This is a genomic window from Robiginitalea sp., assembly GCF_982776155.1.
In genome coordinates this window covers 101,556-116,536 of record NZ_CEXZKX010000001.1, presented here as the reverse complement: position 1 = coordinate 116,536, position 14,981 = coordinate 101,556, and the positions used below count along the sequence as shown (strand labels likewise).

14 protein-coding genes are annotated in these 14,981 nt (G+C 55.9%); 2 read left to right on the top strand and 12 right to left on the bottom strand.

The genetic code is table 11. From position 1 onward, the window contains the following. Positions 1 to 92 precede the first annotated feature (92 nt). Entirely contained in the window at positions 93 to 674 is a 582-nt protein-coding gene (locus AC3DKS_RS00485) for a MiaE family protein (RefSeq protein WP_272608195.1), read from the top strand. Here AC3DKS_RS00485 and AC3DKS_RS00480 read toward each other — a convergent pair whose 3' ends face one another. The 10 genes from AC3DKS_RS00480 to rpsA form a co-directional block, all read right to left on the bottom strand. Next, positions 675 to 1,970 (bottom strand): MFS transporter, encoded by a 1,296-nt coding sequence (locus AC3DKS_RS00480; protein WP_272608127.1) that lies wholly within the window; start codon positions 1,968 to 1,970, stop codon positions 675 to 677. It abuts the gene before it with no gap. 10 nt (positions 1,971 to 1,980) lie between these two features. Then, entirely contained in the window at positions 1,981 to 2,916 is a 936-nt protein-coding gene (locus tag AC3DKS_RS00475; protein WP_015754525.1) for a Ppx/GppA phosphatase family protein, read from the bottom strand. After that, positions 2,903 to 4,987 (bottom strand): polyphosphate kinase 1, encoded by a 2,085-nt coding sequence (gene ppk1 / locus AC3DKS_RS00470; protein WP_272608126.1) that lies wholly within the window; start codon positions 4,985 to 4,987, stop codon positions 2,903 to 2,905. The genes AC3DKS_RS00475 and ppk1 overlap by 14 nt, the downstream gene beginning before the upstream one ends. Positions 4,988 to 4,993: 6 nt before the next feature. Continuing rightward, entirely contained in the window at positions 4,994 to 5,479 is a 486-nt protein-coding gene (locus AC3DKS_RS00465) for a SixA phosphatase family protein (RefSeq protein WP_015754523.1), read from the bottom strand. Positions 5,480 to 5,489: 10 nt separating this feature from the next. Beyond that, positions 5,490 to 6,137: a pyridoxamine 5'-phosphate oxidase gene (pdxH, locus tag AC3DKS_RS00460; RefSeq protein ID WP_272608124.1), complete on the bottom strand. Its 648-nt coding sequence runs from the start codon at positions 6,135 to 6,137 to the stop codon at positions 5,490 to 5,492. Positions 6,138 to 6,210: 73 nt separating this feature from the next. After that, complete coding sequence (locus tag AC3DKS_RS00455; protein ID WP_272608123.1) at positions 6,211 to 7,131, bottom strand: ribonuclease Z; 921 nt, start codon at positions 7,129 to 7,131, stop codon at positions 6,211 to 6,213. Positions 7,132 to 7,148: 17 nt separating this feature from the next. After that, positions 7,149 to 7,481, bottom strand: coding sequence for a hypothetical protein (locus tag AC3DKS_RS00450; RefSeq protein WP_015754520.1), 333 nt, complete (start codon positions 7,479 to 7,481; stop codon positions 7,149 to 7,151). A gap of 7 nt (positions 7,482 to 7,488) precedes the next feature. Next, positions 7,489 to 8,415 (bottom strand): aspartate carbamoyltransferase catalytic subunit, encoded by a 927-nt coding sequence (locus AC3DKS_RS00445; protein WP_272608122.1) that lies wholly within the window; start codon positions 8,413 to 8,415, stop codon positions 7,489 to 7,491. Further along, complete coding sequence (gene pyrR / locus AC3DKS_RS00440; protein WP_015754518.1) at positions 8,412 to 8,957, bottom strand: bifunctional pyr operon transcriptional regulator/uracil phosphoribosyltransferase PyrR; 546 nt, start codon at positions 8,955 to 8,957, stop codon at positions 8,412 to 8,414. Before pyrR ends, AC3DKS_RS00445 begins: the two co-directional genes overlap by 4 nt. A 176-nt stretch (positions 8,958 to 9,133) precedes the next feature. Further along, positions 9,134 to 10,981 (bottom strand): 30S ribosomal protein S1, encoded by a 1,848-nt coding sequence (gene rpsA, locus AC3DKS_RS00435; RefSeq protein WP_272608121.1) that lies wholly within the window; start codon positions 10,979 to 10,981, stop codon positions 9,134 to 9,136. 262 nt (positions 10,982 to 11,243) lie between these two features. On the opposite strand from rpsA, the gene AC3DKS_RS00430 reads away from it, so the two are divergent. Then, entirely contained in the window at positions 11,244 to 11,624 is a 381-nt protein-coding gene (locus AC3DKS_RS00430) for a LysM peptidoglycan-binding domain-containing protein (protein WP_015754516.1), read from the top strand. 30 nt (positions 11,625 to 11,654) lie between these two features. On the opposite strand, the gene cmk is transcribed toward AC3DKS_RS00430, so the two are convergent. Both cmk and lon read right to left on the bottom strand, forming a co-directional pair. Then, positions 11,655 to 12,356 (bottom strand): (d)CMP kinase, encoded by a 702-nt coding sequence (gene cmk / locus AC3DKS_RS00425; protein WP_015754515.1) that lies wholly within the window; start codon positions 12,354 to 12,356, stop codon positions 11,655 to 11,657. After that, on the bottom strand, positions 12,356 to 14,806 hold the full coding sequence (lon, locus tag AC3DKS_RS00420; RefSeq protein WP_272608120.1) for an endopeptidase La: 2,451 nt from the start codon (positions 14,804 to 14,806) through the stop codon (positions 12,356 to 12,358). The genes cmk and lon overlap by 1 nt, the downstream gene beginning before the upstream one ends. Between the last annotated feature and the right edge of the window lie 175 nt (positions 14,807 to 14,981).

The following is a 14,981-nucleotide window of genomic DNA, read 5'->3' as shown; positions in this document are numbered from 1 at the left end:
AGCTATAATTATTCAGAATCCCGACTGGATGACCGTTTCGGGAAAGTGAAAATTCCACTTCGGGATTTGTACCTTTGCAACAAAAGAAGGACATGCTCGGGCTGAAACTCCCTACGGACCCCCGATGGGTCAACATCGTGGAAAAAAATATCGACGAAATCCTGACGGATCACGCATTTTGCGAACAAAAGGCTGCCAGTACGGCTATTTCACTGATCGTGAACTTCCCGGAGTACCCGGAACTCGTCACCGAAATGGTAGCGCTTGCCCGGGAAGAAATGGGCCATTTCAAGATGGTCCACGACCGGATCCTGGCCCGGGGCAAAACCCTGGGGCGGTACCGGCGGGACGATTATGTGGTGGAATTGATGAAGTTCTTTCCAAAAGGCGGCAGCCGGGAGACCAAACTGGTTCACCGCCTGCTCTACGCAGCGCTGATCGAGGCGAGGAGTTGCGAGCGCTTCCGTTTACTCTCCGAACAACTCAAGGATCCGGACCTGGCGGAATTTTACCGCAAACTCATGGTAAGCGAAGCGGGGCACTACACCTTATTCCTGAAATTTGCCAGGAAATACGGCAACCGGGCGGAAGTAGACCAAAAATGGGAAGACCTGCTGGCCTACGAGGCGGAAATCGTCAAAGGGCTCGGGAACCGGGAAACCGTCCACGGCTGATCAGGTTTCCTCCAGCCTCCGGCTGAAGAAAATACTCAGCAGCAGCATCCCGGATAAAAACGCCAGTAAAAACAGGGGGCCGAACCATTCGGATAAAAACCCGATCCCTGCAGCCGCCAGGGTGAAAATTCCAATCAGCGTGTTGGCAAGTGCCACATAAAGCGGGCGATCTTCTTCGGGCGCATAGTCGGTCAGGTATGTTTTGCGGCTTAGCCGGGCGCCGCCGTGGGCCATCATGTTCATCAGGATCAACGGGGCAAACAGGTAAATACTCCGGCTCCCCTCCGGCAAATACGTAAAGCCGGCCACCAGGCCGCAATTCAGGATGCCCAACAGCGCCATGCCAACCATCAGCCCGCGGGAGGAGCGATCGGCCAACTTCCCCCAGAGCGGGCTGGATATCAGGGCTGCCAGGCCGGCGGCAATAACAAACAGGCCCAGGCCCGACAAGTCGGCATCCGTGTACTCCCTGCCGATGACCACAAAATACGGCTGGGCCAGCGGAATGGCCATCAAAAAAGCCCTCGAGAGGATAAAATTGACGAGGTTCCGGTCTTTGCGCAGGACTTTCCAGCCAGCGCGGAATTCCTGAAAGGGGGTTCTCCCGCCTTCCGTGGCACCCGCCGCCTCATCAATCCACAGAAATGCCAGCCCGGCAAGTACCCAGAGCAGGGACGCCCCGACAATCAACAGGGCCACCGTCCACGACGCCTGCATATCCCTGAGAAAGAAAAACAGGACGAGTCCAAAGGCCAGGGTAAGCACCCCCCCTCCGGTTGCCCGCGTGGCCAGCAGCCGGCCCCGCCTGCCATTGGGAATCGTTTTTCCCATGACGTCCTTAAAGGCAACCGATGCCACCCCGCTGGCGATGCTGAACACCAGGAGCAGTACGGCTACAGCCGCCGCCATCATCCCGCCTTCCAGTTTCCAGAAGGCACCCCCGATCAGCAGGATGGCCAACGCCTGGAAAAAAGCCGGAAAAGCCCAAAAATACTTTCGCCTGGGGTAGTTCCGAATCCTGCCGGATACAAATAATTGCGGCAGGAGGCTGCCGAGGTTTTTCAGCGGGACCAGCATACCGGAAATTCCCATACCGCCTCCAAAGAGCGAAATCATCCAGGGCAGGGTAACCCCCGGGCTGACCAACTGCTCGGCGAGTTTCGAACTGAAGCCGCTCAGGGCATTCTTCAGGAAATTCCCGGGGACATCCGTGCAGTGCACCTCGCTGATCGCACTGCAGGACCGCTCTTCCCCTTCTTCCGTTATAAACCGGTAAATCTCCTCTGCCTGTGCCAATTGCTGTTAATTAGGAATCGAACCCCTCCCCTCCGGGAACGGCATACCCGGATTCCGGCTTGCTTTTGCTATGGTACATGGTCCTGATAATCCCGTCGGCCAGGCCAATCTGGGGTACGTGGATTCGTTTGGCGCGGCTCCATTTGGCAGACATCAAAAAGATCCGGGTGGCCGGGATAATCACGTCCGCCCGGTCCGGGTTCAGGCCGAGTTCCGAGATGCGCTCCTCGTAGGTCATGCTGTTGAGAAAGTGGAAATGGGCATTGAGCCAGATCTGCGACAGGGGTTCGCCCTGCTTCCTTCCGGACATCTTGTGCAGCTTGTTGATATTCCCCCCGGATCCGATAATTTCCACCCTGGGAAAGCGCCGCACCTGTTCGCGAATCCAGGTTTCGACATCCTGCCAGTCGGCCGCGGTGACCGAATCCCCCAGCAGGCGAACGGTGCCGATGCGGAAGGACCGGGACGCCACCGCCTGGCCATCCGAAAATACCGTGTACTCCGTACTGCCCCCGCCCACATCGATATAGAGGTAGGTGCCTTCCTGCCGGATCAACCTGCTGATATCCGTGGCAGCGATAATGGCTGCTTCGCGCTGTCCGTCGATCAATTCCACCGCCATCCCGGTTTCCAGCCGGGCCTTTTCCAGGATATCCTTCCCGTTGGTCGCCTCCCGCATGGCCGAAGTGGCACAGGCCCTGTAGCGCTCTACCCCGCTTACGCGCATCAGCAGGGAGAATGCCTTCAGGGTATCCCGGATACGCCCGGCATTTGCCTCTGAAATGCGGCCCAGGCGGAAACTGTCCTCCCCGAGTCGCACGGGGACGCGGATCAGCGCGCTCTTGTTGAACTGAACCGGCCGGTCGGCGGCCTCAATGACATTTTGTACCAGCAGGCGGATGGCATTCGAACCGATGTCGATTGCGGCGAGTTTACGAATCTCCACGGGCCTCTTCCAGTTTGCGTTGGTAGAAGTTATACATCTCAAACTGAGAACGGAAAGGCGGTCGGCTATCCTGTCGGTAGGTATTGGATTGCTCGGCGTCAAAAACCCGGGCTTTCACATTATCGCGCCAGCAAATTTCGAAGGTTTCGATAAGCTCCTGCCGGATATCTTCCTGGTAGATCGGGCAGCCTACTTCCACCCGGTTGTCCAGGTTCCGGGTCATCCAGTCGGCCGAGGAAATATACACCTTGGGGTCCCCGTCATTTCCAAATATAAACAGGCGCGGGTGCTCCAGGAATTTATCCACGATGCTGATCGCCTCGATATTACTGCTCATCCCGGGAATTCCGGGAATCAGGCAGCAGACTCCCCGGACAATCAGCTGGATCTTAACCCCGGCCTCGGACGCCTTGTAGAGCAGGTCTACCATGTCGTAAGAGGTGAAGCTGTTCATCTTGATCTTGATATAGGCCTCCTTTCCGGCCCGGGCATTGGCGATTTCCTGCTTGATGAGCTTTTTAAAGCGGCTGCGGGTGTAATGCGGGGAGACGATCAGGTGCTTGTACTTTTCGATCCGGTAGGTGGTTTCGAAAAAGTCGAATACCTTGTTGAGTTCCTTCAGGATGGGTTCATGGGCCGTAAACAACGTGTAATCCGTGTAAATACGCGCCGTGGATTCATTGAAATTCCCGGTGCTTACAAAACCGTACCGCTTAATGGTATCTCCTTCCTCCCGGTCGATCACGCAGATTTTGCTGTGGACTTTCAGACCGGGCACGCCAAATATGAGCTTCACCCCTTCTTCCTGCAACTGTTCGGCGTACTCGATATTCGCCCGTTCGTCAAACCGGGCCCGCAGCTCAATCTGTACAGTCACCTGTTTGCCGTTCTTGACCGCGTTGATCAGGGAGGAGGTCACCTGGGAGTGGTCGGCCAGGCGGTAGATGGTAATCTTGATACTGCGCACTTTCGGATCCAGTGCAGCTTCCCGGAGGAATTTGATCACATAGGTGAACGTGTGGTACGGGGCGTACTGGAGGTAGTCCTTCTGCGCAATACGTTCAAAAAGGCTGCCCTCCATACTGAGGCCCACCACCGGCAACGGCTTGATCTTGTCGTACGTCAGGTCATGGCGGCCCAGGCTCGGGAACCCCATATAGTCGCGGCGGTTGTGGTAGCGGCCGCCGGGGATTACGCTGTCCGTATCCTCAATACCCATGCGCTCCTTCAGGAAGTTGAGCGTATCCTCTTCAATGGCCCGGTCGTAGACAAAGCGCACCGGGTCGCTGAGGCGGCGGTTATCGACGCTGGCGGAGATTTTTTCGATAAAGCTCTTGCTCAGGTCATTGTCGATATCCAGTTCCGCGTCCCGGGTAATCTTGATCATGTGGGCCGAAATATCCTCATAGGAAAACATATTGAAAATGCTCCGGAGCGAATAGCGGATCAGGTCGTCCAGGAGGATGATGTAGTTCTTGTCGCCCTCGCGCGGCAACTCGATAAACCGGTTGATCCCCTTGGGTATTTCGATAAGTGCATAACGGTAATCCCCGTTTTTCTTGGAATCTGCATCCGTGTCGAGCAGGGCCATTTTAACGGCGAGGTAGGCAGCGGTATCCTTCAAAATGGGAAAATCCGTGTGCTCGTCCAGGATAATCGTCATCAGTACGGGACTGACGTTCTGGATGAAATAGTTGCGCAGAAATGCTTCCTGGTGTTCCTGGATCTCCGTCTCGGTGATCATAAAAATGTTCTCGGCCTCCAGCTGCTGTTCAATTTCGTGGAGAATCCGGATACTCTTCTCCTGCTGCCGGATCACGATCTGGGTGATTTCCTCCAGCAGGTCCTTGGCCTTTTCGCCCCCCAGGACACTTTTCCCGGATTTACCGGCCTGAACGATCCGTTTGACGGTAGCGTACCGGACCTTGAAGAATTCATCCAGGTTGTTGGAGAAGATACCCAGAAAGCGCAGCCGCTCGATTAGCGGAACCCCCGGGTCCTCACTTTCCTGGAGGACGCGTTCATTGAATCGGAGCCAGCTGATTTCGCGGTTGATATATTGTTTATTCATGCAGAATTATTTGAGGTGTTTCGGGAAAACCGTGTACAGTGTCTTCCCCGTTGCGACTTCTTCCCACCGGGATTCCCCGAACCGCAAGTGGACCAGGCCGGTGGTCGGGACGTTGTCGATGGACTGGTCGCCCCAGGTATTTGCAAGGTGGGTAAAAGCGTGATTGTGACCAAATAGCAGTACCCGTTGCAACCGGTTGTCGAGCCCCGCTACAAAGCCGGCAACCGAGGACCCGGAAAAGTCATACAAAGCATCGGTAACCGTGAGTAACTCAAAAGGCAGGTCCAGGCCCCGCATCAGGATCATGCAGGTGTGCAGGGCCCGGTTTGCCGGGCTTGAAAATACGGCATCTGGGCGGGGAAAATCCGGTTTGACTTTCCGGGCAACCAGGTGCCCGTCCTGAATCCCGCGTTCCTTCAGTGGGCGGTCTTTATCGGCCACGTCGTAATCCCAGGAGGATTTACCGTGACGAATGAGTATCAGTTCTTTCATGTGTTTCTCTTTAAGGCGCCAGGCGTTCGATTTTCCAGCCTCCCCGGTCATTCATACGGTACAGCAGCCGGTCGTGCAACCGGTTTTCGCGTCCCTGCCAGAATTCCACCGATTCGGCGCGGACCAGGTAGCCCCCCCATTGTTCCGGCCTGGAAATCTCCCCCCCGCCAAGCTCTTTTTCGGCCTTTAGCAGACGTTCTTCCAGATACTCCCGGGATGGGACCACCCGGCTTTGGTCGGAAATCACCGCCCCCAACCTGCTGCCCTGTGGCCGCGATTGGAAGTACGCATCCGACTCGGCAGCGGAAACCTTCTCGGCCCGGCCCTTTACAATGACCTGCCGCTCGGTGTAGGGCCAGAAAAATGAAAGGCATACCCGGGGATCGGCTGCGATGGCCCGGCCCTTTTCACTTTCGTAATTCGTATAGAACACAAAACCTTCTTCACTGAATTTCTTCAGCAAGACCACCCGGCTCCTGGGATATCCGTCCGGCCCGACGGTGGCTAGCGTCATCGCATTGGGTTCCTCACCCCCGGCAGCGGCCTCCGCATCCCGGAACCACTGCCCGAAAAGATCCAGGGGGCGGTCCGGTACCCCGGACTCGTCCAACTGCTTTTTTTCATAGGATTTCCGGTAGGCTCCTAGGTCTTTTTCCATGGGAATTGTTCTGGGATACCAATATAATCAAACTTGGATAAAACCGGGGCGCAGACGGTCCCCGTAAACCGCTTTAATCCTGGCCGGCGCTCCATTCAAACGCCTTCCCATCCTCGGCAAGTTCCACGTTCGGAAATTGGCCCAGGGCTTCCTGCCGAAAGGCTTCCAGGTCCCGATAGCGGGTGGAATAATGCCCCAGGATCAAACGGCCCACCCCGGCGTCCCGGGCTATCCGGGCGGCCTGTAATGCCGTGGAATGGCCGGTTTCCGCCGCCAACCGGGCTTCGGTCTCCAAAAAAGTGGATTCGTGGTAGAGCGTATCCACCCCGCGGATCCACGCGGCCAGTTCCGGCTTATACGCGGTATCACTGCAGTAGGCATAACTCGCAGCAGGGGGCGGGGGCTCGGTAAGCCGGTGGTTGGGGATCGTACGGCCGTCGGCGGCTACCCCATCCGCCCCTTGCTTAATCTTCCGGTAATAGGCCTTGTCCACTCCCAGCGATTCGGCTACCCCTGCCCGTAGTTTACGCATGCCAGGCTTCCTTTGAATCAAAAAGCCGTTGGCGTAAATACGGTGGTTCAGCGGCAAGGTGGAAACCTCCAGTTTCTCGTTGGCCAGGATGGTTTCGGGCTGCGGGGAAGTCAGCTCCCGGAATTCAAGCGCAAAACGCGTGCGGGTTTCCCCAACCCTCAGCAGGAGCGAAATCGCCTCCCGGATGCCTTTGGGCCCATAGATGTGGAGCGGGCGCTCCCGGCCCAGTAGCTGGAAGGTGGCAATAAGACCCGGCAGGCCGAAAAAGTGGTCCCCGTGGAGGTGGGAGATAAATATATGGTCGATGCGCGCCAATCGGATCCGGTAGCGTCGGAGCTCCATCTGGGTGCCCTCCCCGCAATCGATCAGCAACAGGTGGCCGCCGGTTTCGAGCACTTGCGCACTCGGGTGGGTTTGGTAGCGGGGCGTGGCCGCATAACAGCCAATGACGCGGAGCTTCATGGATTGTGGATTCCCGCTCAAAGGTCCAGGTCCCGTTCGATTTCCTCCATTTCGATCATGTCCCGCGCCTCCTGGAGGGTCGGGACCGCACAGATCTCATCGGGCAGGTCGTTGTAGGACAGCGCATCGGATACCAGGACAAAGGATTTGCCTGCCCCGCGGTGCTCGTTGGAGATCTCCAGGAATTCCAGGACATCGTCGGTGGTGAGTTTTCCCAGTGAGAACAGGTTGACAATCAGGTGGTTGTTTTTAAACCTCGGGTAGGCTTCCCGGAGGTTTTTCAAAAAAGTCTGCAGGGAAACCTTTTCCTGCAGGACAATGGTGATATTCCCGTCGGTATCGAATAGCATGTGCGGCTTATTTGATCCTTGAAGCTAATAAATAAATCACAGCCATCCGAATGGCCACCCCATTCTCTACCTGGTTGAGGATGATGGACTGGCTGGAATCGGCAACATCGCTGGTAATCTCCACCCCGCGGTTGATCGGGCCCGGGTGCATGATCACGATTTCCTTGCCGAGGCTGTCGAGCAATTTCTTATCGATACCGTATTGGCGGGTATACTCCCGGGTAGACGGAAAATAACTCATGTCCATCCGCTCGTTCTGTATGCGAAGCATGTTGGCCACATGGCACCATTCCAGTGCCTTGCGCAGGTTGGGTTCCACCCGGACGCCCAGGGATTCAACATACTTGGGGATCAGCGTCCTGGGGCCGCAAACCTGGACTTCGGCCCCCTGCAGTTGCAGGGCAAAAATATTGGACAGAGCCACCCGGGAATGGAGGATGTCTCCCACAATAACCACTTTTTTTCCGGCCACCTCCCCGAGCTTCTCCCGAATGGAATAGGAGTCCAGCAGGGCCTGGGTGGGATGTTCGTGGGCGCCATCGCCCGCATTGATAATCGAGGCATTTACGTGCCTGGAGAGAAAAATACCGGCCCCCGGGTTCGGGTGCCGCATCACCACCATGTCCACCTTCATGGACAGGATGTTGTTTACCGTATCGATCAGGGTTTCCCCTTTCCGCACGGAAGACTGGGCTGCCGAAAAGTTGATAACGTCCGCCGAAAGCCGTTTTTCGGCCAGCTCAAAGGAGAGCTTTGTCCGGGTGCTGTTTTCAAAAAAGATATTCGCGATGGTGATGTCCCGCAGGGAAGGCACCTTTTTGATGGAGCGGCTGAGGACCTCCTTGAAATGGTCGGCAGTTTCAAAAATCAGGTCGAGGTCTTCCCGGCTCAGGTACTTGATCCCCAGCAAATGACGTACACTTAGCTCACTCATGCGTCATCACTGATTAGATATACGGCGTCTTCCCCGGCATTTTCCTCCCAGCAGACCTTTACGCGTTCCCCTCCAATGGCGTCCACCTGGCGTCCCCGGTAATCGGGCTGAATAGGCAGGTGACGGCTGAATCGCCGGTCAATCAGGGTGAGTAATTCCACTTCGCCCGGCCGGCCAAACGACTGGATAGCCGTCAGGGCCGCGCGGATGCTGCGCCCGGTAAACAGTACGTCGTCGATTAAAACCACGCGCTTGCCTTCCACCAGAAAATCGATTTGCGTACTGCTGGCTGCCAGAGTCTTGTCGCCCCGGCGGAAATCGTCCCGGTAAAAGGTGATATCGAGCAACCCGAACGGGATCCCCGTGACTTTGTAATCCGTCTCCAGCAATTTCAGAAGCCGTTTGGCCAGGAAGGTACCGCGGGGCTGCAACCCGATCAGGACGCTGTCGCTGAAATCCAAATGGCGTTCCAACAGTTGACAGGCAAGCCGGTGCAGGATGATGTGGATCTCTTGGGAGGAAAGCAGCACTTTTTGACTCATACCGGGCCGGCTCGATCGTTTCAGGGACAAAAATAGGCATTTCTCCCCAATATGCGGGCGGGGTTTGCAGTGCAGTCGGCGAGGCGGTTTCCGGGGGTTGCCGTCGCGGGCCCGGCGGACATAAAAAAACCCCGGGGAAACCCGGGGTTTTCTATCCTCTTGGAGAAACCGGCCTGTTATTTCTTGCCTTTTCCTTCCATCTTGTCCTTAAGGGCCTGCAGCTGCTCGTTGGCATCTCCCAGGGTGGGCTTGTTCTCGTCAGCCTGGGCAGATTTCCGGCGGGCCGCACGCACGTTGCGCTGCTCTTCCTCCTTGAAAATTGCCGTGTGGCTGGCAACCACGCGCTTGTAGTCCTTGTTGAACTCGATGATCTTGAATTCGGCTTCTTCACCCCGCAGGAGTTTTTTGCCGTCTTCTTTCTCCATATGCCGCTGGGGCACAAAGGCGGTGATATCCTCGTTGAACTCGATGATAGCTCCCTTGTCCACGATCTCCGTGATAGCGGCTTTGTGGGTTGTCCCCTCGCCGAACTCATCCTCGTACTTGTCCCAGGGGTTTTCCTGAGTTTGTTTGTGGCCGAGGCTCAGCTTGCGGCCGTCCACATCCAGTTCCAGTACCTCTACCTCCATCTCGTCCCCGACGCTGACAAACTCAGACGGGTGCTTGATTTTCTTGGTCCAGGACAGGTCGGAAATATAGATCAGGCCGTCGATACCTTCTTCCAGTTCCACAAATACGCCAAAATTCGTGTAGTTGCGGACAATTCCCTTGTGGCGGGAACCAACCGGGTACTTGCTGGTGATATCCGTCCACGGGTCCGGGGTGAGTTGCTTGAGTCCCAGGGACATCTTGCGGTCTTCCCGATCCAGGGTCAGCACCACGGCTTCCAGTTCGTCTCCGACATTCACGAAATCCTGAGCACTGCGCAGGTGCGTGGACCAGGACATTTCGGATACGTGGATCAGTCCTTCCACTCCTTCTGCCACTTCCAGGAAAGCTCCGTAATCGGCAATGACCACTACCTTTCCTTTTACCTTGTCGCCAATCTTGATCTCGTCGCCCAGGGCATCCCACGGGTGCTTTTCAAGCTGCTTGATACCCAGCTGGATCCGGGACTTGTTGTCGTCGAAATCCAGGATAACCACATTGAGCTTCTGGTCCAGGTCTACCACTTCGTTCGGGTGGTTGATCCGGCTCCATGACAAATCCGTAATGTGAACCAGGCCGTCTACGCCGCCCAGGTCGATAAACACCCCGTAGGAGGTGATGTTTTTCACCACACCTTCCAGTACCTGGCCCTTTTCGAGCTGGCTGATGATCTCCTTCTTCTGCTCCTCGATATCTGCCTCGATGAGCGCCTTGTGGGAAACCACGACGTTCTTGAATTCCTGGTTGATCTTGACCACTTTGAATTCCATGGTCTTGCCGACATACTGGTCGTAATCCCGGATGGGTTTTACGTCGATCTGCGAACCGGGCAGGAAGGCCTCGATGCCAAAGACATCCACAATCATACCTCCCTTGGTACGGCATTTTACGTAACCGGTAACTACCTCTTCCTTATCGTGGGCTTCGTTGACATTTTCCCACGCCTTGATGGTGCGCGCCTTCCGGTGTGACAGCACGAGCTGGCCGTTCTTGTCTTCCCGGATATCGATCAGCACATCCACGGTGTCGCCTACCTGCAGGTCCGGGTTGTAGCGAAACTCGTTCAGGGAGATTACCCCCTCGGATTTCGCGTTGATATCGATGATCGCCTCCCGATCCGTGATGTGGGTGATGGTCCCTTTCACCACTTCCTCGTCGGCGGTATCTACAAAGTTTTCCTTGACGAGTTGCTCAAACTCCGCGAGCTTCTCGTCCTCGACCCGCTCAATTCCCTCTTCGTACTTATCCCAGTCGAAATTTTCGAGGAATTCCTGGGGATCTTCTTGTTTGGCAGGAGCTTCTTGTTTGGCAGGAGCTTCCTGTACCTGGGTTTCAGCAGTTTCCACTGCTTCTTCCTTTTTGTTTTCTTCAGCCATTTGCTGATTTTCGTTTGTATCCCAGGGCCCGTCAGGAGCTGGCACCTGCCCCGGAAGTAGTTCTTAACAATTGATTCTTCGCCTTTTCCACTCCTGAATACGCGCTGGAAAAGGTGTGCAAAAATACAACGAATACCGCTTATTACCAAGCTTTTTCACGCCGCCGGAAAAATGGGAGGGATATTTTCTCCCGAAAGCCCCCGCTGTACGCCCTGTTTTTGTATCTTGTCTATCGATAAATTTCAATAGAAAATCGCGTATTATGAGTGTAAAATCAAAGTATCAGCCCGTCCTGGACCTGGGGCTGCAATTGGGCGTTAAAGACGGGGACGTCAGCGAAGAGGACGGGGTGCTGAAAATCAAAGGCACTACCCGTACCCAGTACGAGAAAAACCTGCTCTGGGACAAGATCAAGGAAATCGGGGGTGAAAAACCGGGCGATGTCAAGGCGAACATCAAGGTGGAGGATGCCTCCGTCTACCACCGCCATGTGGTCAAAAGCGGGGAATCCCTGAGCAAAATTGCCAAGCACTACTACGGCGACCCGATGAAATACAAACAGATATTTGAGGCCAACCGGAATATCCTGAACAACCCGGACATCATCCACCCGGACCAGGTACTGGTGATCCCAACCCCCTGACCGGGCATAAATGGAATTACAGGGTGCTTCTCAGGAAGCGCCTTTTTTTTTGTCGATAACCCGCAAGGCATGGGCGTGGATGCGCTCGAATTGCTCTTCCATGCCCATATCGCTGTTGTCGAACTCAATGGCGTCTGCCGCCTTGCGCAAGGGGGAGATTTCCCGGTTTGAATCGATGTAATCCCGGTCGCGGACATTCTGAAGCACCTCCTCATAGCGCACCTGCTCGCCACGGTCCAACAGTTCCTTGTAGCGCCTGTTGGCGCGAATTTCCGGGCTTGCTGTCATAAAGATTTTCAGATCGGCCTCTGGCAGCACCACCGTGCCGATATCCCGCCCGTCCATAACCACGCCCCCCTGGGCTGCCATGGCCTGTTGCTGGGCAACCAGCTTTTCTCGTACAGCGCCCAGGGCTGCAATCTGGCTCACGTAGCGGGATACATCCAGGTTGCGAATCTCCCCCTCCACATTCTTTCCTTCCAGGGTAACCTCAGACCGGCCGGTTTCATCGTTGCGCTCAAAACCGATCTCCAATGCAGCAAGCCGCTTTTCAAGGGCCGGCTCGTCGGGCTCCTCCCCGATCAGGCCTTCCCGGAGGGCGAAAAGGGTTACGGCCCGGTACATGGCGCCGGTGTCGATATAGATATATCCCAATTCCCGGGCGAGTTGCCGGGCCAGGGTGCTTTTGCCGGTAGACGAATACCCGTCGATGGCGATGGAGATTTTTTTCATCACAGCGTTTTAGCCCCTTTCACCTTCCGGTTGGTGACGGCAATTTCGATCACTTCCCTCATTTCAGTTACGTAGTGGAAGGTAAGTCCTTTCAGATAATCCTCCTTGATTTCGGCAATGTCGCGCCGGTTTTCCTCGCACAGGATCACCTCCTTGATCCGGGCGCGTTTGGCTGCCAGGATTTTCTCCTTGATCCCGCCCACGGGCAACACCTTGCCCCGCAGGGTAATTTCCCCGGTCATCGCAATGCTCTTTTTAACCTTGCGCTGGCTGAACAGGCTCACCAGGGAGGTGAGCATGGCGATTCCGGCGCTCGGGCCGTCCTTGGGCGTAGCGCCTTCCGGCACGTGGATGTGCACGTTGTACCTGCCGAAAACCTCCGGGTCGATGCCAAAGGCCTCCGCATTCGACTTGATGAATTCCAGGGCGATGGTGGCGGACTCCTTCATCACTTTCCCCAGGTTCCCGGTGATGTTCAGGGCTCCCTTGCCCCTGGACAATATGGATTCAATAAAGAGGATATCCCCGCCCACGCTGGTCCACGCCAGGCCGGTAACCACCCCGGCCACTTCGTTGTTTTCATATTTGTCGCGTTCCATTCGGGGGGCGCCAAGCACCTCCTCCACCACCGCGTTTGTGACTTTAACGGTATAGTCTTCATCGGTGGCGATGTGCCGTGCCGCGTAGCGCACCATTTTGGCGATCTGTTTTTCCAGGCCCCGCACCCCGGATTCCCGGGTGTACCCCTCCACGATTTTCTCGAGCTGCTTCTTCCCTATTTTCAGTTCTTTCGAGGCCAGCCCGTGCTCTTTGAGCTGTTTGGGCAGCAGGTGGCGTTTGGCGATCTCCACCTTCTCCTCAATGGTGTATCCGGTGACATTGATAATCTCCATCCGGTCCCGGAGGGCCGGCTGGATGGTCCCCAGGTTGTTGGCTGTGGCGATAAACATCACTTTGGACAGGTCGTATCCCATCTCCAGGAAATTGTCGTAGAATTCGCTATTCTGTTCGGGATCCAGGACCTCGAGCATCGCGGAGGACGGGTCGCCCTGGGCGCTGCTTGAAAGCTTGTCGATCTCGTCCAGGATAAATACCGGGTTGGATGTGCCGGCCTTTTTCAGGTTCTGGATAATCCGGCCGGGCATGGCGCCAATGTAGGTTTTCCGGTGTCCGCGGATTTCGGCCTCGTCCCTCAGCCCGCCCAGGGACATCCGGACGTATTCCCTCCCCAAAGCCTCGGCGACGGATTTTCCCAGGGAGGTTTTCCCAACCCCCGGGGGGCCGTACAGACAGAGGATGGGCGATTTCATGTCATTCCTCAATTTGAGGACTGCCAGGTATTCCACTATCCGGCGCTTCACGTCCTCCAGCCCGTAGTGGTCCCGATCCAATATTTTTTCGGCCCGTTTCAGGTCGAACCGGTCTTTGGAATACTCCCCCCAGGGAAGGTCCAGCAGCAGGTCCAGGTAATTCCGTTGGATGGAGTATTCGGCTACCTGCGGGTTCATCCGCTGCAGCTTGGCCAGTTCCTTCCCGAAATGCTCGCCCACGGCATCGGACCATTTCTTTTTCTTGGCACGGGCCTCCATCTCCTCGATCTCCTCGTCGTACGACAGCCCCCCGAGTTCCTCCTGGATGGTTTTCATCTGCTGGTGTAGGAAGTATTCCCGCTGTTGCTGGTCCATATCGCTGCGGACCTTGGACTGGAGTTCGTTCCGGAGTTCCAGTTTCTGGAATTCCGTATTCAGGTGCTTCAGGGTGGCCAGTGCCCGCTGCTGCAGATCCGATATCTCCAGGAGCTCCTGCTTTTCGCGCACTTCCAGGTTCAGGTTGGACGAAACAAAGTTGATCAGAAAGGAATCGCTCTGGATATTCTTAATGGCGAAAGAAGCCTCACTGGGAATATTCGGGTTGTCCCGGATGATCTGCAGTGCGAGCTCTTTGATGGAGTCGATGATGGTGGAAAATTCCACGTCGTCCGGTGCGGGTCGCTTCTCCCGTGTTTCCCGGACGGTTGCCGTGAGATAGGGCTTCTCGGTGAGCACCTCGGCTACCCGGAAACGCTTCTTTCCCTGGATGATTACCGTGGTGTTCCCATCGGGCATCTGCAGGACCCGCAGGATGCGGGCCACGGTTCCGAGGGTATGTATATCGGCAATCCCGGGGTTTTCCACCTCCTCGTCTTTCTGGGCCACCACCCCGATCACCTTGGAGCCCTGGTTGGCGTCCCGGATCAGGTTGATGGAGGTATCCCGGCCGGCGGTGATGGGGATCACAACCCCCGGGAACAGCACCGTATTGCGCAATGGCAGGATCGGAAGGGTTTCCGGAAGTTCCTCGTTGTGCATTTCCTGTTCGTCCTCCGGGGTCAGGAGCGGGATCAGCTCAGAATCCTGGTCGAGGTCCTGGAGCGACAGTTTGTCAAGAGATATAAACTTTGATTCAGACATGCGTCGATTTTCGGTCATTCTGTCACCTGGAGACAGATTCATTCATTTTCACAGCCCGTTATAAAATACGAAACGCGCTGTATTTCAGGAGCGTATCGCATTTTATAGGCGCTTTTATCACTAGGGTGGGACAATTCCCATGCCAAGGCGGCTAAATTGGGTGGCGCAACTGTAA

What these genes read in the sequence shown, in the direction of transcription:
- AC3DKS_RS00485 (WP_272608195.1), top strand. Translation starts at nt 93, where the DNA reads ATGCTCGGGCTGAAACTCCCTACGGACCCCCGATGGGTCAACATCGTG.
- ppk1 (WP_272608126.1), bottom strand. Translation starts at nt 4,987, where the DNA reads ATGAATAAACAATATATCAACCGCGAAATCAGCTGGCTCCGATTCAAT.
- AC3DKS_RS00465 (WP_015754523.1), bottom strand. Translation starts at nt 5,479, where the DNA reads ATGAAAGAACTGATACTCATTCGTCACGGTAAATCCTCCTGGGATTAC.
- pdxH (WP_272608124.1), bottom strand. Translation starts at nt 6,137, where the DNA reads ATGGAAAAAGACCTAGGAGCCTACCGGAAATCCTATGAAAAAAAGCAG.
- AC3DKS_RS00455 (WP_272608123.1), bottom strand. Translation starts at nt 7,131, where the DNA reads ATGAAGCTCCGCGTCATTGGCTGTTATGCGGCCACGCCCCGCTACCAA.
- AC3DKS_RS00450 (WP_015754520.1), bottom strand. Translation starts at nt 7,481, where the DNA reads ATGCTATTCGATACCGACGGGAATATCACCATTGTCCTGCAGGAAAAG.
- AC3DKS_RS00445 (WP_272608122.1), bottom strand. Translation starts at nt 8,415, where the DNA reads ATGAGTGAGCTAAGTGTACGTCATTTGCTGGGGATCAAGTACCTGAGC.
- pyrR (WP_015754518.1), bottom strand. Translation starts at nt 8,957, where the DNA reads ATGAGTCAAAAAGTGCTGCTTTCCTCCCAAGAGATCCACATCATCCTG.
- rpsA (WP_272608121.1), bottom strand. Translation starts at nt 10,981, where the DNA reads ATGGCTGAAGAAAACAAAAAGGAAGAAGCAGTGGAAACTGCTGAAACC.
- AC3DKS_RS00430 (WP_015754516.1), top strand. Translation starts at nt 11,244, where the DNA reads ATGAGTGTAAAATCAAAGTATCAGCCCGTCCTGGACCTGGGGCTGCAA.
- cmk (WP_015754515.1), bottom strand. Translation starts at nt 12,356, where the DNA reads ATGAAAAAAATCTCCATCGCCATCGACGGGTATTCGTCTACCGGCAAA.
- lon (WP_272608120.1), bottom strand. Translation starts at nt 14,806, where the DNA reads ATGTCTGAATCAAAGTTTATATCTCTTGACAAACTGTCGCTCCAGGAC.